The organism is Pseudomonas kitaguniensis (assembly GCF_049199985.1).
Lineage (GTDB): Bacteria > Pseudomonadota > Gammaproteobacteria > Pseudomonadales > Pseudomonadaceae > Aquipseudomonas > Aquipseudomonas kitaguniensis.
This window is the reverse complement of the sequence record NZ_JBLZPT010000019.1, coordinates 23898-46690: the sequence shown is the minus strand read 5'-3', so window position 1 is coordinate 46690 and position 22793 is coordinate 23898. Positions and strand designations below refer to the sequence as shown.

23 protein-coding genes are annotated in these 22793 nt (G+C 60.7%); 13 read left to right on the top strand and 10 right to left on the bottom strand.

Translation table 11 applies throughout. From position 1 onward, the window contains the following. Positions 1 to 229: 229 nt before the first annotated feature. Complete coding sequence (locus ACOZK9_RS20725) at positions 230 to 715, top strand: hypothetical protein (RefSeq protein ID WP_058413866.1); 486 nt, start codon at positions 230 to 232, stop codon at positions 713 to 715. A 198-nt stretch (positions 716 to 913) separates the two neighbouring features. Here ACOZK9_RS20725 and ACOZK9_RS20720 read toward each other — a convergent pair whose 3' ends face one another. Both ACOZK9_RS20720 and ACOZK9_RS20715 read right to left on the bottom strand, forming a co-directional pair. Beyond that, positions 914 to 2215: a TIGR03862 family flavoprotein gene (locus tag ACOZK9_RS20720; protein WP_421556438.1), complete on the bottom strand. Its 1302-nt coding sequence runs from the start codon at positions 2213 to 2215 to the stop codon at positions 914 to 916. Between the two features lie 170 nt (positions 2216 to 2385). Next, positions 2386 to 3306 carry a histone deacetylase family protein gene (locus ACOZK9_RS20715; RefSeq protein ID WP_421556437.1) on the bottom strand — a complete coding sequence of 307 codons (921 nt, stop codon included), beginning with the start codon at positions 3304 to 3306 and terminating at the stop codon, positions 2386 to 2388. A gap of 75 nt (positions 3307 to 3381) precedes the next feature. Between ACOZK9_RS20715 and ACOZK9_RS20710 the strand changes: the two genes are divergently transcribed. Genes ACOZK9_RS20710 through ACOZK9_RS20700 form a run of 3 tightly spaced genes read left to right on the top strand, consistent with a single transcriptional unit; the run spans position 3382 to position 5452 of the window. Next, positions 3382 to 3951, top strand: a complete 570-nt coding sequence (locus tag ACOZK9_RS20710; RefSeq protein ID WP_058413868.1) for a GNAT family N-acetyltransferase — start codon at positions 3382 to 3384, stop codon at positions 3949 to 3951. A 41-nt stretch (positions 3952 to 3992) separates the two neighbouring features. After that, the gene (tesB, locus tag ACOZK9_RS20705) at positions 3993 to 4862 is read left to right on the top strand and encodes an acyl-CoA thioesterase II (protein WP_058413869.1); all 870 of its coding nucleotides are present in this window, start codon (positions 3993 to 3995) and stop codon (positions 4860 to 4862) included. Continuing rightward, positions 4859 to 5452, top strand: a complete 594-nt coding sequence (locus tag ACOZK9_RS20700) for an HAD family hydrolase (RefSeq protein WP_421556436.1) — start codon at positions 4859 to 4861, stop codon at positions 5450 to 5452. The genes tesB and ACOZK9_RS20700 overlap by 4 nt, the downstream gene beginning before the upstream one ends. Before the next feature lie 198 nt (positions 5453 to 5650). Here the strand turns inward: ACOZK9_RS20700 and ACOZK9_RS20695 are convergent, their stop codons facing one another. The 3 genes from ACOZK9_RS20695 to ACOZK9_RS20685 form a co-directional block, all read right to left on the bottom strand. Further along, positions 5651 to 6637, bottom strand: a complete 987-nt coding sequence (locus tag ACOZK9_RS20695) for an alpha/beta hydrolase (protein WP_421556435.1) — start codon at positions 6635 to 6637, stop codon at positions 5651 to 5653. Then, positions 6638 to 7525 (bottom strand): KPN_02809 family neutral zinc metallopeptidase, encoded by an 888-nt coding sequence (gene ypfJ / locus ACOZK9_RS20690; RefSeq protein WP_421556434.1) that lies wholly within the window; start codon positions 7523 to 7525, stop codon positions 6638 to 6640. Positions 7526 to 7611: 86 nt separating this feature from the next. Next, on the bottom strand, positions 7612 to 8028 hold the full coding sequence (locus tag ACOZK9_RS20685; protein WP_152746815.1) for a membrane lipoprotein lipid attachment site-containing protein: 417 nt from the start codon (positions 8026 to 8028) through the stop codon (positions 7612 to 7614). Positions 8029 to 8213: 185 nt separating this feature from the next. Here ACOZK9_RS20685 and ACOZK9_RS20680 point away from each other — a divergent pair, with 185 nt between their 5' ends. Continuing rightward, positions 8214 to 9092 (top strand): DMT family transporter, encoded by an 879-nt coding sequence (locus ACOZK9_RS20680; RefSeq protein ID WP_421556433.1) that lies wholly within the window; start codon positions 8214 to 8216, stop codon positions 9090 to 9092. Between the two features lies 1 nt (position 9093). Here ACOZK9_RS20680 and ACOZK9_RS20675 read toward each other — a convergent pair whose 3' ends face one another. Continuing rightward, a complete protein-coding gene (locus ACOZK9_RS20675; RefSeq protein ID WP_122251691.1) occupies positions 9094 to 10428 on the bottom strand; it encodes an MFS transporter in 1335 nt (444 codons plus the stop codon). Positions 10429 to 10661: 233 nt separating this feature from the next. Between ACOZK9_RS20675 and quiC the strand changes: the two genes are divergently transcribed. Together quiC and ACOZK9_RS20665 are read left to right on the top strand one after the other, a co-directional pair. Beyond that, entirely contained in the window at positions 10662 to 12563 is a 1902-nt protein-coding gene (gene quiC, locus ACOZK9_RS20670) for a 3-dehydroshikimate dehydratase QuiC (RefSeq protein WP_421556432.1), read from the top strand. Between the two features lie 77 nt (positions 12564 to 12640). Continuing rightward, entirely contained in the window at positions 12641 to 13306 is a 666-nt protein-coding gene (locus ACOZK9_RS20665; protein WP_058413877.1) for a TetR/AcrR family transcriptional regulator, read from the top strand. A 36-nt stretch (positions 13307 to 13342) separates the two neighbouring features. Here ACOZK9_RS20665 and ACOZK9_RS20660 read toward each other — a convergent pair whose 3' ends face one another. Next, entirely contained in the window at positions 13343 to 14191 is an 849-nt protein-coding gene (locus tag ACOZK9_RS20660) for a shikimate dehydrogenase (RefSeq protein WP_152750713.1), read from the bottom strand. Then, a complete protein-coding gene (gene aroQ, locus ACOZK9_RS20655) occupies positions 14188 to 14637 on the bottom strand; it encodes a type II 3-dehydroquinate dehydratase (protein WP_058413879.1) in 450 nt (149 codons plus the stop codon). Before aroQ ends, ACOZK9_RS20660 begins: the two co-directional genes overlap by 4 nt. A 283-nt stretch (positions 14638 to 14920) precedes the next feature. Between aroQ and ACOZK9_RS20650 the strand changes: the two genes are divergently transcribed. Both ACOZK9_RS20650 and ACOZK9_RS20645 read left to right on the top strand, forming a co-directional pair. Next, positions 14921 to 15349, top strand: a complete 429-nt coding sequence (locus ACOZK9_RS20650; protein ID WP_058413880.1) for a hypothetical protein — start codon at positions 14921 to 14923, stop codon at positions 15347 to 15349. Then, a complete protein-coding gene (locus ACOZK9_RS20645) occupies positions 15346 to 15786 on the top strand; it encodes a DUF2442 domain-containing protein (protein ID WP_058413881.1) in 441 nt (146 codons plus the stop codon). Before ACOZK9_RS20650 ends, ACOZK9_RS20645 begins: the two co-directional genes overlap by 4 nt. Before the next feature lie 6 nt (positions 15787 to 15792). On the opposite strand, the gene trmA is transcribed toward ACOZK9_RS20645, so the two are convergent. Both trmA and ACOZK9_RS20635 read right to left on the bottom strand, forming a co-directional pair. Continuing rightward, positions 15793 to 16872: a tRNA (uridine(54)-C5)-methyltransferase TrmA gene (trmA, locus tag ACOZK9_RS20640; protein WP_152750710.1), complete on the bottom strand. Its 1080-nt coding sequence runs from the start codon at positions 16870 to 16872 to the stop codon at positions 15793 to 15795. Continuing rightward, positions 16869 to 18164 carry an NCS2 family permease gene (locus ACOZK9_RS20635; protein WP_058413883.1) on the bottom strand — a complete coding sequence of 432 codons (1296 nt, stop codon included), beginning with the start codon at positions 18162 to 18164 and terminating at the stop codon, positions 16869 to 16871. Before ACOZK9_RS20635 ends, trmA begins: the two co-directional genes overlap by 4 nt. A 210-nt stretch (positions 18165 to 18374) precedes the next feature. On the opposite strand from ACOZK9_RS20635, the gene ACOZK9_RS20630 reads away from it, so the two are divergent. The 4 genes from ACOZK9_RS20630 (at position 18375) to ACOZK9_RS20615 (ending at position 22605) form a co-directional block, all read left to right on the top strand. Beyond that, complete coding sequence (locus ACOZK9_RS20630; protein ID WP_058413889.1) at positions 18375 to 18818, top strand: DUF4879 domain-containing protein; 444 nt, start codon at positions 18375 to 18377, stop codon at positions 18816 to 18818. A gap of 96 nt (positions 18819 to 18914) precedes the next feature. Then, positions 18915 to 19439: a (2Fe-2S)-binding protein gene (locus ACOZK9_RS20625; RefSeq protein ID WP_152750708.1), complete on the top strand. Its 525-nt coding sequence runs from the start codon at positions 18915 to 18917 to the stop codon at positions 19437 to 19439. Next, the gene (locus tag ACOZK9_RS20620; RefSeq protein ID WP_122251695.1) at positions 19436 to 20425 is read left to right on the top strand and encodes an FAD binding domain-containing protein; all 990 of its coding nucleotides are present in this window, start codon (positions 19436 to 19438) and stop codon (positions 20423 to 20425) included. Before ACOZK9_RS20625 ends, ACOZK9_RS20620 begins: the two co-directional genes overlap by 4 nt. After that, a complete protein-coding gene (locus tag ACOZK9_RS20615) occupies positions 20422 to 22605 on the top strand; it encodes a xanthine dehydrogenase family protein molybdopterin-binding subunit (RefSeq protein WP_152750706.1) in 2184 nt (727 codons plus the stop codon). The genes ACOZK9_RS20620 and ACOZK9_RS20615 overlap by 4 nt, the downstream gene beginning before the upstream one ends. The last annotated feature ends 188 nt before the right edge of the window (positions 22606 to 22793 follow it).

The window sequence follows — 22793 nt, the reverse complement described above, 5'->3', positions numbered from 1 at the left end:
TGTTGATCAATTAAGCGTGGATGAACGAGTAAGCGGTGCAAGGCCGCTTACTCGTCGCGTATAAAGCGCCGCGACGATAGTTTAATAGTTATATAAGTTTATTGATGTCTGCGCGTGTAGACATTTTTAGTCATTATGCAGCCTGACCCTATCGGGAACTTAGAGCGTTCGCTTGCCACTGATGTCGTAGACTGGAAAATTAACGATGTACGTGCAGTGAGGGTTTTTTATGGTGGCTATTCCTGTTGCGGTTGTGCTTGCCGGGTTTGCTATATGGGGGAAGGTTGAATCTGATAGCGCCCTTACAAAGCAGAACGCTGCGAAGACGTGGAAGACGTTCGAAGCTCGTTTGGACCATGCCTTCAATAAGTATAAGAGGCATGAGGGGAAGGGGGAGTTTGCGCAAGCGATCAATGCGCTAAAAGATTATATTGCCTTGAACAGGCAGCGTGGGTCGGTGTCGCCTCAGGACGAGAAGATGTTAGGCAGGATGCTTGATGATTTGACGTTTAAAGGCCAGGCAAAAGGGCTGGCCCTTAGCCGTGAGTTTAAATCCACCGAGGAACGCTTGAGCGACGATCCTTATGCGCGCGCTGATGCTCACTACGAATACATAGAAAAGTTGAAGGTTGCTCTACCTGAAGACGACACTTTCTTACGCAAGGAAGTGGAACATTATGGCCGGTTAAATCCTCAGATTTCCTTATACGATTGATCTCTGGCGCAACGAGCGTTATGGCGCACGCTGAACGGCCACTGAGCTAATGGGTGACCCAAGCGTTTTCCTGTCTCGGTGCGTTGGCTACAGGCGCCGGCATAGGTGTTATTGCCTGATCCAGGTATTTCCTGTATTCGCGGAAAACGGGATAAAAAGCATCCCGATGCCAAATGCGCTTTCACTCCAGCGAACAGCTCACCGGCTTTTTTCTGCGTTTTCAAGTTTGGCGGCAGTCACCGCTCTATTCCTTCCCGCCTCAATGGCTGGCTTGGTCAAGGACAGCCACTCCAGCACGCCGCGCCCAGCCGCCCGGCCGCTGGCAAAACACCCGGTCAGCAAATACCCGCCGGTCGGCGCTTCCCAATCCAGCATTTCCCCCGCACAAAACACCCCCGGCAATGCTTTGAGCATCAAGCGCTCATCCAGCGCCTCGAACGGCACACCACCCGCCGTGCTGATCGCTTCGTCCATCGGCCGGGTTTTCACCAGGTTCAGCGGCAACGCCTTGATGCTCAGCGCCAACTGCGCCGGATCATTGAAGTGTTGCGCAGGCGCCAACTCACGCAACAGCGCGGCTTTCACCCCATCCAGGCCCAGTTGGCTGTGCAAATGTTTGCTCATCGAGCGCGAACCACGCGGTTTGGCCAACGCGGCCTGCACCTTGTCCAGTGGTTTGCTCGGCAACAGGTCGATGTGCACGGTGGCGGAGCCGTGCCGATTGATCGCTTGCCGAATTGGCGCCGACAGCGCGTAGATCAAACTGCCCTCGATACCGCTGGCCGTGACCACGCATTCCCCGAGCCGAGGTGTGTCATCCGCCAACCCGATGGCGACGTTTTTCAACGGCGCGCCCGCGAATTTGCTGACCATCAATTCGCTCCAGGCTGACACCTCAAAGCCGCAGTTACTCGGTTGCAGTGGCGCACACGGCACGCCTCTTCCCTCCAGCAATCTGAGCCAGGCACCGTCGGAACCCAAGCGCGACCAACTGCCGCCGCCCAAGGCCAGCAACACTGCGTCGCTGTGAACAGTTTTATCGCCATCCGGGCTGTGGATAAGTAAATCGCCATCGGCATTCCAGCCCAGCCAGCGATGCCGGGTGTGGATAACCACGCCGTGGTCGCGCAGGCGCTTGAGCCACGCGCGCAGTAGCGGGGCGGCTTTCATGTCGGTAGGGAAGACTCGGCCCGAGGTGCCGACAAAAGTTTGAATGCCCAGCGCGTGAATCCATTCGCACAAGGCTTCGGCACCAAATGCGCGCAACAACGGCGCCACGTGCGGCGCGCGTTCGGCATAGCGCGACACAAACGCCGGGTAAGCCTCGGAGTGGGTGATGTTCATACCGCCCACACCGGCCAGCAGGAACTTGCGCCCCACCGACGGCATGCCGTCATACAGGTCGACCCGCACGCCCGCTTGGCTCAAGACTTCAGCGGCCATCAGCCCGGCAGGGCCGCCGCCGATGATGGCAACGTGTGTGGAGGCGGTTTGAGGCATGGGCAGGGCTACGTTCGCTGAATAGGCCGAGCATTCTACCCGAGGACAGCCTGGCTGCCTGATCAAAAAACGTACACTTTCCTGTAGGCCATACGGCTGTTCGCTCTCAGCGCCTTACGCTCAAGTTATCCACAGGCCGTTCCACAGGCATTGTGGGTAAGCTTCACAGTTCAATGACAACCTGATGACGCCCATACTCGCTGCGCGCTGTGGTGCAGGATGCCGTGGCGGCGGGCCAGGGCAGGGCGGTCTTTGCTGTAGCCGCCACCGATCACGCCCATCACCGGGATGTCGCGCCCCAGGCAATGGCGCATCACGCTTTCATCACGTGCGGCCACGCCGGCGTCTGTCAGCTTGAGGTAACCGAGGGCGTCATCCTTGTGCACGTCTACACCGGCGTCGTACAGCACCAGGTCGGGCTGGTAGAGCGGCAACAGGTAGTTGAGCGCGTCGTCCACCACCTTGAGGTAATCGGCATCGCCCATGCCCATGGGCAGCGGGATGTCCCAATCACTTTGCGCCTTGCGCGCGGGGAAGTTCTTTTCGCAGTGCAGCGACACGGTGATTGCATCCGGCGTGTCGTGGAGGATGCGCGCGGTGCCATCGCCCTGGTGCACGTCGCAGTCGAAGATCAGCACGCGGTTGACCCGGCCGCTGGCCAGCAGGTACTGGCTGATCACCGCCAAGTCATTAAAGATGCAAAAGCCTGCCGGGTAATCGTAATGCGCGTGGTGCGTGCCGCCCGCCAAGTGGCAGGCCAAGCCGTGCTGCAGCGCTTGTTCCGCCGCCAGTATCGAGCCGCCGACCGCGCGCACGGTGCGCCGCGCCAACGCTTCGCTCCAGGGCAGGCCGAGGCGCCGTTGGTCTTCGCGGCTCAACTGGCCGCTCATGTAGCGTTCGATATACCCAGGGTCATGCGCGAGGGCCAGAATCTCTGGCGGGCACAGCGCCGGGCGCAGCAATTGGCTGTCGTGCGTCATGCCGCTGTCCACCAAGTGGTCGCGCAACAGGCGAAACTTGTCCATGGGGAAGCGGTGTTCCGCCGGGAACTCGGGGCTGTAGTCATCGTGGTAGATCAATGGCAAAGGCATGGGATTTTCTGACGGGAACCTGCGAAGGATCTTACCAGCGCTGTACACTCACGCACATCGCAAGGGAGGGGACCCATGGAGCCGATACTGGAATTGGAAAGCGCACGCCTGGTGCTGCGCCAATGGCGCGACAGCGACCTGCCGGAATTTGCGCGTATGTGCGCCGACTCGCAGGTGATGCGCTATTTCCCGGCCACGTTGGGCCACCTGGAAAGCGCCGCGTTGATTGGCCGGATTCGCGGCCACTTCGCCGAGTATGGCTTTGGTTTTTGGGCCTTGCAGCGCAAGGACACCGGCGAGTTTATCGGCCTGACCGGGTTGCAGAATGTCAGCTTTGAAGCCGACTTTGTGCCAGCAGTAGAGATTGGCTGGCGCTTGGCCCGCGAGCATTGGGGCTTGGGTTACGCCAGTGAAGCGGCCTGGACCGCGCTGCGCTGTGGGTTTGACCGGTTGCAGCTGGATGAAATCCTCGCCTTCACCACCGAAACCAATTTGCCATCACAAAAAGTCATGCAAGCCATCGGTATGCATTACGCTCCCCAGGCAGACTTTGAACACCCCAAAGTCGCAGCCGATAACCCGCTGCGCCACCATGTTTTGTACCGCATCACCCGCGCCCAATGGTTGGACACGCTGCATGGATAAGCAGCCCGGAATGCCTTATCGATTGTTGTAGGAGTTGCTCAATGAGCCAAGTATTGGAAGACCTAGTGGACTTGCTGACCCTGGAGCCGATCGAGGAAAACCTCTTTCGTGGCCGCAGCCAAGACCTGGGTTTTCGCCAACTGTTCGGTGGCCAGGTGCTGGGCCAGTCGTTGTCGGCCGCCAGCCAAACCGTCGATGAAGCGCGGCACGTGCATTCCTTGCACGGCTATTTTTTGCGCCCGGGCGATGCCGCGTTGCCGGTGGTGTATTCGGTGGACCGGGTGCGCGATGGCGGCAGTTTCAGCACGCGCCGGGTCACGGCGATTCAGAAGGGCAACCCGATTTTTACCTGCAGCGCGTCGTTTCAATATGACGAGGAAGGCTTTGAGCACCAGACCACCATGCCGGTGGTGGTCGGCCCGGAGAACCTGCCGTCGGAACTTGAGCTGACCAAACAGCGCGCGCACCTGATCCCCGAGCACATGCGCGACAAGTTGCTGTGCCCCAAGCCGATCGAAGTGCGCCCGGTCACCGAAAAAGACCCGTTCAACCCGCAGCCGTCCGACCCGGTCAAATACGTGTGGTTTCGGGCCGACGGCGCGCTGGCCGACTCGCCCGCGCTGCATAAATACCTGCTGGCCTATGCCTCGGACTTCGGCCTGCTGACCACCTCGTTGCTGCCGCATGGCAAAACTGTGTGGCAAAAAGACATGCAAGTCGCCAGCCTCGACCACGCGCTGTGGTTTCACGCCGACTTGCGCGCCGATGACTGGTTGCTCTACGCGATGGACAGCCCGTGGGCGGGTAATTCGCGCGGTTTCTCACGCGGCAGCGTGTACAACCGCGCCGGGCAGTTGGTGGCGTCGGTGACGCAGGAAGGCTTGATCCGCCATCGCAAGGATTGGTCATGAGCCTGTCGCACGTTAAGCACTGGGTGTTCGACATGGACGGCACGCTCACGGTGGCTGTGCATGACTTTGCCGCGATTCGCGTGGCCCTCGACATCCCGCCCGAAGACGACATTCTCACGCATTTGGCGGCACTACCGGCGGATGTCGCGGCGGCCAAACATGCCTGGCTGCTTGAGCATGAGCGCGAGTTGGCGCTGGGTTCGGTGGCGGCTGAAGGTGCGGTGGCGCTGGTGCGCGAACTGGCCGGGCGTGGCTATCGCCTGGGCATTTTGACGCGCAATGCGCGCGAGTTGGCGCACGTCACGCTGGAGGCGATTGGTTTGGCGGACTGCTTTGCGGTTGACGATGTGCTGGGGCGTGAGGACGCGCCGCCCAAGCCTGACCCCGGTGGTTTGCTGAAACTGGCGGCGGCTTGGGCGGTTTCGCCCACGCACATGGTGATGGTCGGGGATTACCGCTTTGACCTGGATTGCGGGCGGGCGGCGGGGGCAAAGACGGTGCTGGTGAATCTGCCGGAAAACCCGTGGCCGGAGCTTGCAGATTGGCATGCTGAAGACTGTGCGGACTTGCACCGGATGATCCAGCTCTAGCTCTAGCTCTAGCTCTAGCTCTAGCTCTGGCTCTGGCTCTGGCTCTGGCTCTGGCTTTAGACACTGGAGATCAACTGTGGGAGGGGGCTTGCTCCCGATGGCGGTGTTTCAGTCAGAACATGTGTAGCTGACCCACCGCCATCGGGAGCAAGCCCCCTCCCACAGTTTGATTCCCACAGTTTGATACGGTTTTTTCAGTTATTTCCCGAACAGTACGTTCTCGCCTTCAGGCGAAGTGAATATCCCGTCGCCGTTATGCCCAACCCCCGGCACTTCCACCAGCGTGTGGCTCAGCTGCGGATGACGCGCTTTCAGGTAGTCAAAATAATTGTGCCCGCGAATCAGCCGATACGCGCCCTGGGTCTCGGCTTCGCAGCTCTTATCCAGCGCCGGGTGATTCGGGTCGGTGTCTTGCTGGCCGAGCAGGTAGGTGACGTTGCGCGACACGTAGGTTTGCTCAAGCCGCGTTGCGCTCTGGCCGTCGGCGTAGGCCGGCAGGTGTTGCATGCCGTACTTCCAGTCGTTGAAGCCAGGGCAACTGGCGGCGTCGAACTTCACCGGGCGCTGCGCGCTGAAGTAGGCGTAGGTCGATGGGTTCGCCACCACGTAACGCAGGCTGATGCCTTCGGTTTTCAACAGTGGGTGGTCGTGGCCGGTGAGGGCGAAACGCTGCACCACTTGGCCGCCGCCGGAGTGGCCGGCTACCACGATTTCTTTCAGTGCCGGGAACAGCGAGCGGTTGCCCAAGTGTTTGATGATGTGGTCGAGCGCGCCATAGGAGCTGACCTGGCCTGGGCCGGTCGACGGCTCGCCGGCCATCCAGTCATTGCCCTTCCAGCGCAGCACCTGGTCGCCCAAGTGGTTGCGCTTCACGTCTGAGGCGTTCAGAAACTGCGGCGCGATCACCAGTGTCGTGGCGCCAAGCCCGGCATGCTCGGCGGCAGATTCACCGCTGTGCAAGTAGGTCTGCGCGTTGCGCAGGCGACCGTGCACGATGATCAGCGCGCGGGTAACGTTGGGCAGCGGCTGGCGCCAGTCCTGGCTCAGGCCCACGCTGAGGTCGCCAGCCTCCAGGTGCAAACGATCAGGGCTGACGTCTTTGACGCCGTGTTCTTTCTCGGCTGCCCAAGTGAAAGGCGCGCAGGTGATCAACACGCCCAACAGCAAACCCAATCGTTTTTTCATTTAGAGGCTCTTGGCGGCAAAGGTATCGCATTGAGTGATCTGGCCTTGGGCGAAGCCGGTTTTGAACCAGCGAACCCGCTGCGCCGAAGTGCCGTGGGTAAACGAGTCCGGCACCACGCGCCCTTGACCCTGTTGCTGCAAACGGTCATCGCCGATGGCGTTGGCCGCGTTCAATGCTTCTTCGATGTCGCCGGGTTCCAGCCAGTTAAGGCGCTTTTGCGCACGGTTGGCCCACACGCCGGCAAAACAGTCCGCTTGCAGCTCCTGGCGTACCAACAGGCCGCCGTCGCCCTGCATCGGCCGGCCTTGTTGGCGCGCGGCCTGGATCTTCGACGATATGCCGAGCAACGTTTGCACGTGATGCCCGACTTCGTGGGCGATCACATAGGCCTGCGCGAAATCGCCGGCGGCCTGGAAACGTTGCGACATTTCCCGGAAGAAATCCAAGTCCAGGTACACCTGTTGGTCGGCCGGGCAATAAAACGGGCCGCTGGCCGAGGTCGCGCCACCGCAGGCGGAATTGACCCGGCCACGGAACAGAATCAGTTTGGGGTTCTGGTAGGTCAGGCCGTTTTCCTTGAACACCTGGCCCCACGTGTCTTCGGTATCACCGAGTACGGCGCGCACAAAGTCGGCCTGCTCATCGTTGGCCGGCGGGGCCTGGCGCGATTGGGTGCTGGCGGTGGATGCCTGTTCCATCTGGCCGGTCAACTGGCCGAGGATCTGCATCGGGTCCTGGCCGGTCAGCCAGCCGATACCCACAATCAGCACAATCGCCGTGAGGCTCAGGCCCTTGCCGCCGCCAAAACGCATGCCGCCACCACCACTGCCGCTGTCATCGCGGGCATCTACCACGTTGTCGCTGCGTCGGCCTTTTTTCCATAGCATGAAGCAATCCTCTCGTTAAACCTTGGGAACAGTGTGGTGGGTGCGCAGGCATGGCGCCCGTTGAATGCGGTGTGAGCAACGCCTGCTCAGTCGCGGCAGTAGCCCTCGCCGGTATCGACAATCAGGCAGTCCTTTTTATCCGCCAGCCATTTCAAACCTGTCGCTTCACCGTCGCCGGCGCTCAGTTGTTGCGGGCCGTCCGGGCGGGTAAAGGTGATGCCATCTTCGTTGGCTTCACCTTTGAAGGTGCCCGAGTCGTCGGCGTCGACCCCGTATTGCATGGTCAGGAGGTAGTGGCCACGGCCAATGCTGTCGTCTTTGGCGATGGTCAGGTACAGGCCTTCGACGCCCACCCACTTGCCCACCCATTTATCCGTCGGTGGGGTGTGCGGCACCAGGGTCGCCTGCACCGACGCGGGGGCGGGTTTGGGGGCTTCTTTCGTCTCCTGATTACACGCGGCGAGCAGGGCGACGGCAGAAAGAATAAACAGTGTTTTTTTCATAGCGGCAGGGCCTTGGTTAAAAAGTACGCAACGCGCGAGCAAACCTGCAGCGTTGGACTCGAATCCGGTGATTTAGTGCGCTGTTCGCACGGTGTTTGGTCATGCTCTTGGGGCAGACGCAGGCCCGGCTGCTAGAGTAACGGGTTGAGTGCCCCAGCGTTCAGCGCGCCATGCAAGAGAACCCAATGACTGTCAGTACACCGCTCTCCGGCGTCAACCACCCCTTTAAAGGTATTTTGCTGATTGTGGTGGCGACGTTTCTGTTTTCCAGCCACGACGCCTTGTCCAAGTACCTGGCGGGGTTTTACCCGATTGTGATGGTGGTGTGGGCGCGCTACCTGGTGCACACAGTGTTGATGGCGGGCATCTTCCTGCCGCAATCGGGCCTGCGTGTGCTGCGCAGCAAGCGGCCGGGCATGCAGTTGGTGCGAGCGTTGTGCCTGCTGGCCACCAGCCTGTTTTTTACCACGGCGCTGCATTACATCCCGTTGGCTGAAGCTACGGCAGTGAACTTCCTGGCGCCGATTCTGGTGACCGCGTTGTCGGTGCCTTTGCTCGGCGAGCATGTCACGCGTGGCCAATGGCTGGCGGTGATCTGCGGGTTTATCGGCGTGCTGGTGATCATCCACCCCGGCGGCGAGCTGTTCACGCCTGCGGTGTTGCTGCCGCTGTGTTCGGCGATGTTCTTCTGCTTTTACCAACTGCTCACGCGCATCCTGAGCAAATACGACACCCCCACCACCAGCAACTTTTTCGCCGGCCTGTGCAATACCGTGGTGATGAGCGCGATGGTGCCGTTCTTCTGGCAAATCCCGACGCTGTGGCATGGCGTGTTGATGCTGGCGCTGGGCACCTGCGGGATGACCGCGCACTTGATGCTGACCCAGGCGTTCCGCTTCGCGGCGCCGGCCTTGCTGGCGCCGTTTGGCTATTGCCAGATCGTGTTTGCGGGGTTGTTGGGCTGGCTGGTGTTCAGCCATACCCCCGACATGACCACGGTGGTCGGCATCGGGGTTATCTGCCTGAGCGGGTTAGCCGCTGCCTGGCAGCAGCGGCGGCGCTGAATCACACGTCTACGCTGGGAATTTTGCGCGGCGCCATGAAGTACATCCACGTCAGCGCAATGAAGTACATCGCCGGTATCAGCGTGAACAGCACGGTGTAGTTATTATTGGTGACGGTGAGGATATGGCCGACGATCTGGGTCATGAACATGCCGCCGATGGCTGCGCACATGCCGCCGAAACCAAACACCGTGCTCATCATGTGCTTGGGCGTGTAGTCCATCACCAGGCTCCAGATGTTGGCGGTCCAGGCCTGATGCGCGCCGATGGCCAGCGAAATCGCGAACACCGCAACCCACAGTTGGCTGGAACCTGCGGCCATGATCACGCCGACGATGCAGCAGGCAAACAGCAGCATCGACAGCAGCCGCGCCTTGATCGAGTTCATCCCGCGGCCAATCAGGAACGACGACAGAATGCCGCCGCCCACGCTGCCGAAGTCGGCGGTCAGGTAAATGATGATCAGCGGGATGCCCATTTGGGTCACATTGATGCCGAGGTTGTATTGCTGGTTCAAAAACGGCGGCAGCCAATACAGGTAAAACCAGAACACCGGGGCGGTCAGCGAGTAGGCGATGGCGAATGCCCAGGTGCCGCGCATGCGCAGGATACGGCTGAAGGGCACGCTCGGTTGCGGCGGCTCGACTTCCTGTTGCACGTAGGCAAGCTCCGACTGTTTAACGCTCGGATGGTCTTCGGGGTTGTAGTACTTCAAGCCCCACAACAGCAGCCAGATACCGCCGAGTGCCGACATGCACAGGAACGCCGCCTGCCAGCCCCACACGTGAAGAATCAACGGCAACAGCATCGGCGTCATCATCGCGCCGACATTCGTACCGGCGTTGAAAATACCGGTGGCCACCGCGCGTTCACCGGCCGGGAACCACAGCCGCGTGGTCTTGACGCACGCCGGGTAGTTCGCGGCTTCGGTCAGCCCGAGGATAAACCGGCACACCATAAAACCTACGGCAGAGGTGGCCAGGCCGTGGGCGCCCGTGGCCAGGCTCCACAGCAGCACGGCGCAGAAGAACACGCGTTTTACGCCGACGCGGTCGATCAGGCGGCCCTGCAGCACGAAGCCGATGGCGTAGCCGACCTGAAACCAAAAGTTGATGTTGGCGTAGTCCATCGCCGTCCAGCTCATCTCCTTGGCCAAAATCGGTTGCATCACGCCCAGCGCGGCACGGTCGATGTAGTTCAGGGTGGTGGCGAAGAACACCAGGGCCAGCATGCCCCAGCGCGTTTTACCCACGGCCAGGGCGCCGCGAATCTTGTCGCCGATGCCGGCGTGCGGGTTGCCTGGGCGCGCGGCCAGGACGGAATTTTGCAGAGGCATGAGGTCGTACCCGTTTTTTGAAATTTTTATGGTGTGTTCTGGGTCTTTTTTTCTATGAGGGTTGCGTCGTTGATGGTGCGCAGTGGCTAAAAAATCGTCAATTCGCCGATTGCCATTTTGTTCGATAATCGCCCAAAAAACTAACCGGTTCGTACATTTCAATTGCTGTGTACAGTTTAGCGGCGAATAATTTGCCGTAAATAAGACGAGCCTCAAATGCCGGGAGTCGCCCCATGCAACGCTCCATTGCCACCGTTTCCTTGAGTGGAACCTTGCCGGAAAAACTCGAAGCCATCGCGGCTGCAGGGTTTGATGGCGTGGAAATTTTTGAAAATGACCTGCTGTATTACGACGGCAGCCCGCGCGAAGTCAGGCAAATGTGTGCCGACCTCGGCATTGCTATCACCTTGTTCCAACCCTTTCGCGACTTTGAAGGCTGCCGCCGTGACCGCCTGGCGCGCAACCTGGAGCGTGCCGAGCGTAAATTCGATTTGATGCAAGAGCTGGGCACCGACCTGGTGTTGGTGTGCAGCAACGCGTCGGCCGATTGCGTGGGCGACGAGCGCATTTTGCTCGACGACCTTGGCCTGTTGGCCGAGCACGCCGGCCGCCGTGGCCTGCGCATTGGGTATGAAGCACTGGCCTGGGGCAAGCATGTGAACACCTGGCAGCAGGTGTGGAACCTGGTGCGTCAGGTTGATCACCCAAGCCTCGGTGTGCTGCTCGACAGTTTTCACACGCTGTCGTTGAAAGGCGACCCGAGCGCCATCGCCGACATCCCTGGCGACAAAATCTTCTTTGTGCAAATGGCCGACGCGCCGATCCTGGCCATGGATGTGCTGGAGTGGAGCCGGCATTTCCGCTGCTTCCCGGGCCAGGGCGAATTTGACTTGGCGGGCTTTCTGGCGCCGATCATCAAGAGTGGTTACACCGGACCGTTGTCGCTGGAAATTTTCAACGATGGTTTCCGTGCCGCGCCGACGCGGGCGAATGCGGCGGATGGCTTGCGCTCGTTGCTGTACCTGGAAGAGAAAACCCGCCAACGCCTGGCGCAGGAACAGCCTGCCGCGCCGGTCGAGATACTGTTTGATACCCCGGCCGCCAGCGAATATGACGGCATCGAATTCCTCGAATTTGCCGTGGACGAAAACCTCGGCGCCAAGCTCACCCAATGGCTGGAGCGCATGGGGTTCGTCAAGGCCGGGCAGCACCGCTCCAAAAGCGTGAGCTTGTTGCGCCAGGGCGACATCAATTTGATCCTCAATAGCGAACCCTATTCTTTCGCGCATAACTTTTTTGAAGCGCATGGGCCGTCGTTGTGCGCCACGGCGATTCGGGTCAAAGACAGTGCCAAGGCGCTGGAGCGGGCGGTGGCCTTTAAAGGCCAGCCTTATCGCGGTTTGGTCGGGCCTAATGAACTTGAACTGGCGGCGGTGCGCGCGCCGGATGGCAGCCTGATTTACCTGGTGGATCAGAGCGAAGGCGGGCTGTACGACACCGACTTCAAGCTGCAAACCGCAACGGCTTCGAGCGGTGGCCTGCTGCGCATCGACCATATGGCGATGGCCCTGCCGGCCGACAGCCTCGACAGTTGGGTGCTGTTTTATAAAAGCCTGCTGGATTTTGAAGCCGATGACGAAGTGGTGCTGCCCGACCCTTACGGTTTGGTGAAAAGCCGCGCGCTGCGTAGCCGCTGCAGCTCGATTCGGCTGCCGTTGAATATTTCCGAAAACCGCAACACGGCAATTTCCCACGCGCTGTCGAGCTATCGCGGCTCGGGCGTGCATCACATTGCGTTCGACTGCGCGGATATTTTCGCCGAGGTCAGCCGGGCCAAAGAGGCCGGCGTGCCGTTGCTGGACATTCCACTCAACTACTACGACGACCTGGCGGCGCGGTTTGATTTCGACGACGAGTTCCTCAGCGAACTGGCGTACTACAACGTGTTGTACGACCGTGACGCTCAGGGCGGTGAGTTGTTTCACGTCTACACCGAGCCCTTCGAGGGGCGGTTTTTCTTCGAGATCATCCAGCGCAAGAACGGCTATGCCGGCTACGGCGCGGCCAACGTGGCGGTGCGCTTGGCGGCGATGGCCAAATCGCGCAGCGGCGCGGTGCGCCAGGCGCGGCTATAACGGCGGGGCGGGTGCTTCCTTCGGCGAGCGCCGCGCCGCATAATCACCGCCTGCATAACACAGGCTGTGAGCGCCCCATGACTTCGAGTCCCGAACTCCCCGCGGTGTCAGACGCACCGCGTAAGGGTCGTAAGAACAACCCCGGAAAGACCCGCGAAAACATCCTTCAGGAAGCCATCGTCGAGTTTGTTCAGCAGGGCCTGTCCGGCGCTCGCGTGGATGCAATCGCCGAGCGCATCCACACCTCCAAACGCATGATCTATTACTACTTCGGCAGCAAGGAGCAGTTGTACGTCGAGGTGCTGGAGAAGCTCTACGGCGACATTCGCAACACCGAAACGCGCATGAACCTCACCGAGCTTGAGCCACGCGAAGCGATCCGCCGCCTGGTCGAATTCACCTTTGATCACCACGACCAGAACGTGGATTTCGTGCGCATCGTGAGCATCGAAAATATCCACAATGCGGAATACGTGAAGCGTTCGGATTCGATCAAGGCGATGAACAGCAACATCCTTGAATCGTTGGGCGTTACCCTGCGACGCGGCGCCGAGATGGGGCTGTTTCGTGAAGGGCTGGAGCCGTTGGACGTGCACCTGCTGATCAACTCGTTCAGCTTTTACCGGGTGTCCAACCGCCATACGTTCAGTGAGATTTTTCAGATCGAATTGTCGGACGAGGCGATTAAACAGCGGCATCGAGAGATGATTTGCGAGTCGGTGATGCGTTACCTGCAGGCCTGAATGCATTCAATGTGTGAGGGGGAACGCCCCCTCCACTCAGGCAGTCATGCTCTGGAAGTGCGCCAGCATGCGCTGCGCATCGGGCGCCTCGCCACTGAACAACTCGAACGCCTTCACCGCTTGAAACACCGCCATGTTGCCGCCGTCCAGTGTGCGGCAACCCAACGCGCGGGCATCGCGCAGCAGCTCGGTTTCCAGCGGGAAGTAGACGATCTCCGCGACCCATAATTCAGCCCGCAACAAGGCCGCTGGCACCGGCGTGCCGGGCAATTTTGCCATGCCCATCGGCGTGGTGTTCACCAGGCCATCCGCCTCGGCCATGGCGTTCTCCAAGTGGCTGCCGACTTGGGCGCGACCGCCGCCGAAGCGTTGCGCAAGGTTATCCACAAGGTCGCGGGCGCGGGCCACGTCCACGTCGAAGATGCTCAAGTGCTGCACACCCTCGGCCAGCAGCGCATGGGCCACCGCCGCGCCCGCACCGCCGGCGCCCATCTGGACCACGCGTTGACGTGCGACATCACTCAAGTTGCGCCGAAAGCCTTCAGCGAATCCCAGGCAGTCGGTGTTGTGGCCGATACGTTTGCCGTGTTTGAACACCACGGTATTCACCGCGCCAATGCCACGCGCCTCGTCGGACAATTCATCGAGTAACGGCAGAATCGCCTGTTTGCACGGGTAGGTAATGTTCAGCCCGGTGAACTGCATCAGCTCGGCGGCGTCCAGCAGGTCGGGCAGGGCAGTGATGTTCAGTTGCAGCGGTTCCAGATCGATCAGGCGATACAGGTAGCGCAGCCCTTGCGCATCGCCTTCCTGCTCATGCAGAGCGGGTGTGCGGGAGGCCTGGATACCCGCGCCGATCAGCCCGGCGAGAATGCGCGGCTTCATTGGCCTGATCCTTTCAACGTGTGGCTGAAGTGTTCCAGCGCCAAATGGTAGCCATGGCTGCCAAAGCCTGCGAGCACCGCCTTGGCGATGGGCGACACAAACGAGTGATGCCGAAACGCCTCACGTGCGTGCACGTTGGAAAGGTGCACTTCAATCACCGGCACTTCACTGGCCACCAACGCATCACGAATCGCCACCGACGTGTGCGTCCAGGCCGCCGGGTTGATCACGATGCCGGCGCAACGCGCGCGTGCGCCGTGTATCCAGTCGAGTAACTCGCCTTCGTGGTTGGTCTGGCGAAATTCTATTTTGAGTCCGAGTTTTTCCGCGCTGCGGCCACACAGCGCGGCGACATCGGCCAGGGTTTCATGGCCGTAGGTGGCGGGCTCGCGAGTGCCGAGCAGGTTGAGGTTGGGGCCGTTAAGCACCAGCACGATGGGCTGCATCAGGGTGTCTCCAGACTTATTGTTCGTTGTGCAAATAAAATGTACCAGATGGTTAATTGGGTCAATCAGTCGCTCAAGATTGATGCTGCATGTGTTCGATTATCGAACGTTTAATCAATCACAGGCGTTTCTCGCAGCGTCGGCATGAGTGGTTACAAGACCAGATTCGCCGTCGCGCCCTGCGTGACTACCCTGTGAACCAGTGCTCGGATAAAGGCGCCGGTTGTCGGGTGATACATGAAAATTGTTACCTGACCGAAAATAACCTAACGGATGGGTTAAGATGAAAGTAGGTGCTTACAAAGGATGTGTGATTTCGGTATTTCTCAGGGATGAGCATTGCCCGCCCCACGTACATGTCAGGGGCAAGGAATGGGATGCGCGCTTTGGTTTCAGTTTTCTGGATGGGCGAGTGCAGTTGTGGGACGTAGACCCTGAACGCAGGCGACCGCCGACAGCGGTGCTCGAGGGCGTACGCAAGGCGCTGCTGCAGCCGCACTACTTGGCGCGTGCCCGCAGGATCTGGTGGGAGAAGCTGCAAACGGTTTGCCTGGAGAATCACTCCTGGGATTGGGAAAACGCAGAGGTTTTGCCTGGGCTGATCATTCAGCGCGGTGTTTATGTGATCGCGCGGGCCCGCCACGATGTGGTGGGGCAGAAAACAATTTTGAATCTGGTCAGGGCGCCGGGTTCTGTGGAGATCGACTTATGAAACAGATCGTAAAGGCCAACGTTTTACCCGATGTACCGCTCACCGAGGCCGACGTCGACAAGGCAATCGACCGTGGGCGCAAATTGAAGCGTTTGTACGCCAACGCCAGCAATGTGCGTCATGAAGACAACTGCATCTCCATTGGCTTCAGCGACGGCAGCCGCATCATGCTGCCGGTGGCGGGGTTGCCGGAGTTCGAAGGCTTTTCCCAAGAGGATTTTCAGCAGTTGGAGGTGGGTTTTGGCGGCAAGGCGCTGTGCTGTGAAGCGCGCGATCTGGATGTTTCGATTACCGGGCTGATCGCCACGAGCCAGCCCTTGATGGAATTGGCCGCAAGCCTGGTCGCATCGCGCAATGGGCGTAAAAGCAGCGCGGCCAAAACCGCTGCCGCCCGCGCCAATGGCAAGAAGGGCGGGCGGCCACGCAAGGAAACGTAAGAACGCCTATCGGCGGGTTAACAGCACGCCCGATTCCATGTGGTGCGTCCACGGGAACTGGTCAAACATCGCGCATTGGGTAATGCGGTGCGTGTCATGCAGTTGCGCAATGTTCGCCGCCAGCGTTTCCGGGTTGCAGGAGATGTACAGGATAGTGTCGAAGCGCCGGGTCAGCTCGCAGGTGTCCGGGTCCATGCCGGCACGTGGCGGGTCGACGAACACGCTGCCGAATTCATAGCTTTTCAGGTCGATGCCGTGCAGGCGACGGAACGGGCGTACTTCGTTGAGCGCTTCGGTGAGTTCCTCGGCGGAGAGGCGCACCAGGGTCACGTTACCCACCGCGTTTTCATCCAGGTTACTCAAGGCCGCATTCACCGACGTCTTGCTGATTTCGGTGGCCAGCACTTTGCGCACACGCGTGGCCAACGGCAGGGTGAAGTTGCCGTTGCCGCAGTACAGCTCAAGCAAATCATCCGTGCGATCGCCCAAGGCTGCGTACGCCCAGTTGAGCATCTTCTGGTTCACCGTGCCGTTGGGCTGGGTAAACGCGCCTTCGGGTTGGCGATAGCTGAACGTGCGGCCGCCGACCTCGAGTTTTTCCACCACGTAATCATGGCCGATTACATCGCGTTTGCCCTTGGAACGGCCGATGATGCTCACGTTCAACTGCGCGGCCAGGGCGTTCGCAGCGTTGTGCCAATGCTCGTCCAGCGGGCGGTGATAACACAGGGTGATCATCGCGTCGCCGGCCAGGGTGGTCAGGAACTCCACTTGGAACAGCTTGTGGCTCAGGGCGGCGCTGGCTTGCCAGGCGGCCTTGAGTTGCGGCATCAACTGGTTGATACGCGCGCTGGCGATGGGGAATTCTTCGATCAGGATGGGCGTGCGCTTGTCGTCCTGGGAAAACATCGCGTAGTGGCGCTCACCGCCTTCGCGCCACAGGCGAAACTCCGCGCGCAGGCGGAAGTTCTGCAGCGGCGAATCGAAAACCTCTGGCTCTGGCGCGTCGAACGGTGCCAGCAGGTCACGCAAGCGCGTGACCTTGTCTTGCAGTTGAGCGGTGTAGCGTGCGGCGTCAAAAGTCATGCGTTGAACCAGCCCAGCTTGATCACAAACAGAATCGACAGGATCACCAGTGCCGGGTTCAGCTCACGGTAGCGGCCCGAAAGCAGCTTGATGGCGGTCCAGGCGATGAAACCGAAGGCGATGCCGTTGGCGATGGAGTAAGTGAAGGGCATCGCCAGGGCAGTGATCACCACCGGCGCTGCCACAGTAATGTCATCCCAGTCGATTTCCGCCAGGCCCTGGGTCATCAGCACGGCCACAAACAGCAGCGCCGGCGCGGTAGCGAAAGGCGGAACGCTGGCAGCCAATGGCGAGAAGAACAGCGCCAGCAAAAACAGAATCGCGACCACGATGGCGGTTAAACCGGTACGGCCACCGGCGCTCACGCCCGCAGCGGATTCGATGTAACTGGTGGTGGTCGACGTGCCCAGCAGCGAACCGGCCATGGCGGCGGTGCTGTCGGCGATCAGCGCGCGGCCCATTTTCGGCATGTGGCCGTCTTTGCCCATCAGGCCGGCACGCTTGGCGACGCCGATCAGGGTGCCGGAGTTGTCGAACAGGTCAACGAACAGGAAGGCAAAAATCACGCTGACCAGGCCGATGTCCAGTGCGCCTTTGATGTCCAACTGCAGGAAGGTCGGCGCCAGCGAAGGTGGCATCGAAGTCACGCCGCCGAACGGGGTGAACCCCAGGGCGATGGACACGATGGTCACTGCCAGAATACCGATCAGCACTGCGCCGCGTACCGCCAGGGCTTCCAGCGCCACGATCAGCACGAAGCCCAAGGTGGCGAGAATCGGTGCGGGTTGTTTCAGGTCGCCCATGCCCACCATGGTGGCCGGGTTGCTGACCACGATACCGGCGTTGTGCAGGGCGATCAGCGCCAGGAACAGGCCGATACCGGCGGCAATCGCCGAGCGCAGGGGCAGGGGGATGCTGTTGATGATCCACTCACGGATGCGGAAGATCGACAGCAGGAAGAACAGCACCGCCGAAATAAACACCGCGCCCAGCGCCACTTGCCACGTGTGGCCCATGTGCAGCACCACGGTGTAGGTGAAGAAGGCGTTGAGGCCCATGCCCGGCGCCAGCGCGATCGGGTAGTTGGCGATCAGGCCCATCACGGTCGAACCGATGGCGGCGGCCAGGCAGGTCGCGACAAACACCGCGCCCTTGTCCATGCCGGTTTCGCCGAGAATGCTCGGGTTCACGAACAGAATGTAGGCCATGGCCAAAAAGGTCGTGATGCCCGCCAGTATCTCGGTGCGCACGTTGGTGTTGTGTGCCTTTAATTGAAACAGCTTTTCCAGCATGCCGGCTCCCTGTGACGCTATTTTGCGTCGTTATTTGTTGACCTCTAAGTCAAAGCACAAATTGCGCCAAGCGCCTGTGGTTTCAGAGAGGATCGGAAAAAGCGGCGCATCATACCAGCAGCCGAAGGCCAATGGCGCATAGGCTTGGTTTTGTGGGTATACGGCCTTGAGGCATACTGCAGCGACGTTTACTACGGGGTCGTTCACAGCATGAAAAAAGCCAGCGCTGGCAGTCTAGCTCTGTTCGCCCTGATCGGCCTGGGGCCGGTGGCACCGACGTGGGGCGCGACTGCACCGGCGTTGAGCGAGGTGCGCGTGTTCAAGGTCGAATCGGCGCGTTGCACCGAAACCATCCCCGAGCGGGCGACCAGCACCCAAATGTGCACACACCGTGGGCCTACCAGGGTTTCGGTGATGGAGGTTGGGCTGGGCAACAACCCGATGGGCCGCTTCGACGGCGCGGAGTTGAACGGGCAACGCACGCCGATATGCCAGGTCGGCACCATCAGCCAGGCATGCAATGGCGCCGGCACGGTGATGGGCTACATCTATGTGTTTGACCTGGATGTCGAAGCCCAAGGCTGGTTCCAATACAGCAACTCCTCGATCAACGGCCCGCAACACACCTTGAAAACCCTGCTCAATATCCGCTGATCAATTCTCTTGAACGCTCAAACCCACGGGAAGTCGTACCCCTGAGACGGCGACTTCCCTGAACGCCGCGGATGTACACCAACCCGTGAGGTGTTTATGAGCGCAACCCCTAATGGCGCGGCGGCCAAACCGTTCGTCAGCCACTCCATACGCCTGACCCTGAATGGCCAGGAACGCCAACTGGATGTGTTGCCCTGGACCACATTGCTCGACTTGTTACGCGAGCAACTGGACTTGGTCGGCAGCAAAAAAGGCTGCGACCATGGCCAATGCGGTGCCTGCACCGTGTTGCGCGACGGCAAACGCGTGAACGCCTGCCTGACCCTCGCCGTGATGTGCGACGGCGCCGAGTTGACCACCGTTGAAGGCCTGGCCAACGGCGACGAGTTGCACCCGATGCAGCAAGCGTTTATCAAACACGACGCCTTCCAGTGTGGCTACTGCACCCCCGGCCAAATTTGCTCCGCCGTTGGCCTGGCCAATGAAGGCCGTGCCCACGACACCGCGCAAATCCAGGAACTGATGAGCGGCAACCTGTGCCGTTGCGGTGCCTACAGCAACATCCGGGATGCCATTGAAGATGCCTTGCCCGCCTGCCGCACGCAGGGAGGCCAGCGATGAACCCTTTCCAGTACAGCAAACCCGCCGATGTGCACGAGGCCGTGCATTTGAGCAGTGCGGTGTCACGGTTTATTGCGGGCGGCACCAACCTGCTGGACCTGATGAAAGAGAACATCAGCCGCCCCGAACACTTGATCGACATCACCGGCTTGCCGCTGCAAGGGGTTGAGCCCACCGCAGAAGGCGGCGTGATGATCGGCGCCCTGGTGAGCAATGCTGATCTGGCCTGGCACCCGCTGATCGAGGCGCGTTACCCGTTGCTGTCGCAAGCGATCCTGGCGGGTGCGTCGCCACAACTGCGCAATATGGCCAGCACCGGCGGCAATTTGTTGCAGCGCACGCGTTGCTACTACTTCTATGACGCCACCGTGCCCTGCAACAAGCGCGAACCCGGCACGGGTTGCCCGGCGCGCACCGGCTTGAACCGCATCCATGCGATTCTTGGCGCCAGCGTGCAGTGCGTGGCCACGCACCCTTCAGACATGTGCGTCGCCCTGGCAGCACTACAAGCGCGGGTGCACGTGGAGGGCCGTGGTGGCCCGCGCGTTATCGAGTTTGCGGACTTCCATCGCCTGCCCGGTGATGCGCCGCAGCGCGACAACCAATTGGCCGACGACGAGCTGATCACCGCCATCGAACTGCCCGCCGACCAGTTGGCCAGTCACAGCCACTACTTGAAAATTCGCGACCGTGCTTCGTATGCGTTCGCCTTGGTTTCGGTTGCCGCCGCGCTGCAATTGGACGGTGACACTATCGTCGACGCCCGCCTGGCCCTCGGCGGTGTGGCGCATAAACCGTGGCGCGACCGTGCGGTAGAAGCCGCGCTGATCGGCCAGACCGTCAGCCGCGAAACCTTCAGCGCCGCCGCCGACGCCCTGCTGCAAGACGCCGAACCGCTCGAACACAACGCTTTCAAAGTCAAGCTGGCGCGCCGCGCAATTATTCGCGCCCTCAGCGACGCCGCTGTCGCAGGAGAACGCTCATGAGCGCTATCGGTAAACCTCTGGACCGCGTTGACGGTCTGCTCAAGGTCACAGGCCAGGCGCGCTATGCCGGTGAGTTTCCAGACAAAGACTTGCTGCATGGCAGCGTGGTCTCCAGCACCATCGCCAAAGGCCGCGTGCTGCGCATCGACGCCTCCAAAGCGTTAGCGCTGCCGGGCGTGGTGATGGTGCTCGATCACCTCAACCGGCCCAACATTGCCAGCTACGATGACGCGTTCGCCGACGCCGATGCCGCCGACGGCTCGCCGTTTCGGCCGCTGTATAACGACCGTGTGCTCTACAGCGGCCAGCCGCTGGCACTGGTAATCGCCGATAACCTGGAACTGGCGCGGCACGCAGGTTCCTTGGTCGAGATCGAGTACGCAAGCGAAGCCTTTGAAACCGACTTGGTGGCCCTGCAGGCGCAGGCGTACCCCTCGCCGCAAACGCCGCCTGAGCCGCGCGGCAACTTCCAGGCCGAATGGGCCGCTGCCGCCGTCAGCCTGGATGCGCACTACAGCACGCCCATCGAACACCACAACCCGATGGAACCGCACGCCAGCACTGTGCTGTATCAAGCGGATGGCACCCTGCATATCCACGACAAAACCCAAGGCCCGCAGAACTGCCAGGCCTATGTGCAAAAAGTCTTCGGGCTGGATAAAAGCCAGGTACGCATTTTTGCAGCGTTCGTCGGCGGTGCTTTCGGTTCGGGCCTGCGCCCGCAATACCAACTGCCGCTGGCCGTGATGGCATCGCTTGCGCTCAAGCGTTCGGTGCGCGTCACCCTGACCCGCCAACAGATGTTCACCTTCGGTTACCGCCCACGCACATTGCAGCGTTTGCAGATGGGCGCCGCCGCCAACGGTCGCCTGCTGGCGTTGGGGCACACCGCAATCGGCCAAACCTCGCGTTTCGAAGACTTCAGCGAGCACGTGGTGGAGTGGAGCGGCATGCTCTACCACTGCGACAACGTGCAGTTAACCTACAAGTTGGTGCCGCTGGATGTGTTCACCCCGCTGGACATGCGCGCACCGGGCGCCGCGTTGGGCGTGATCGGCCTGGAATGCGCCATGGATGAGTTGGCCTGCGCCTTGGGCATGGACCCGGTGCAACTGCGCCTGATCAACTACGCCGAGCGCAACCAGGCCGAAGACAAACCCTGGTCGAGCAAAGCCTTGCGCGAGTGTTACAGCGAAGGTGCCGAGCGTTTCGGCTGGGGCCAGCGCAACCCGGAACCGCGCAGCATGCGTGACGGCAACCAGTTGATCGGCTGGGGCATGGCCGGCGGCGTGTGGGAAGCCATGCAAATGAAGGCCAGCGCCAAGGCGCGTATCGATGCGCAAGGCAAACTGACCGTCAGCAGCGCCACCACCGACATCGGCACCGGCACCTACACGGTAATGACGCAGATTGCGGCGCAGGCGAGTGGCGTGGCGATGGCCGACATCAGCTTCTTGCTCGGCGACTCGTCACTGCCAACCGCGCCGTTGCAGGGCGGCTCGTTTACCGTGTCGTCGGTCGGCACGGCCGTGCAGCAAGCATGCGAAGCCTTGAACGCGAAATTGCTGAGCATCGCCCGAAAGACTTACCCGGTATTCAAAGAGGCAGAATCGGTACGTTTTGAAGACGGCAAACTGCACACCGGCGACGTCAGTGTGTCACTCGCGCAATTGGTCAAGGACGGCGGTGAGGACGCTCTGCAAGTGCAGGTCGACAGTGAGCCCGACAAGAAACGTGAGGGTTACGCCACGGCCACGCACTCGGCGGTGTTTGTTGAAGTGCGCGTGGATGAAGACCTCGGCACCATCAAGGTCAGCCGGGTGGTCAGCGCAATTGCGGCCGGGCGCGTAGTCAATCCGAAAATGGCGCGTAGCCAGATTCTCGGCGGCGTGGTCTGGGGGATCGGCATGGCGCTGCATGAAGAGACCCAGATTGACCATCAACTGGGGCGCTACATGAACCATAGCCTGGCGGAGTACCACATCCCGGTGAATGCCGACATCGGCGAGATTGACGTGATTTTTGTTGAAGAGCACGACGAAATCGTCAATGCGCTGGGATCCAAAGGTGTGGGTGAAATAGGCATCGTCGGGGTCGCGGCAGCGGTGGCGAATGCGATTTACCACGCCACCGGCAAGCGCGTGCGCGACTTTCCGATCACCCTGGATAAGGTGTTGTAGGGCACTTCTTCCAAATCCTGGAGATGCAACAGGTGGGAGGGGGCTTGCTCCCGATAGCGGAGTTTCAGTCGACGCATAAGCTATCTGGTCGATCGCCATCGCGAGCAAGCCCGCTCCCACAGTTTGAGCGTATTCCACACATGCACTTGGTCGAACTGTGGGAGGGGGCTTGCTACCTCCCACATTGG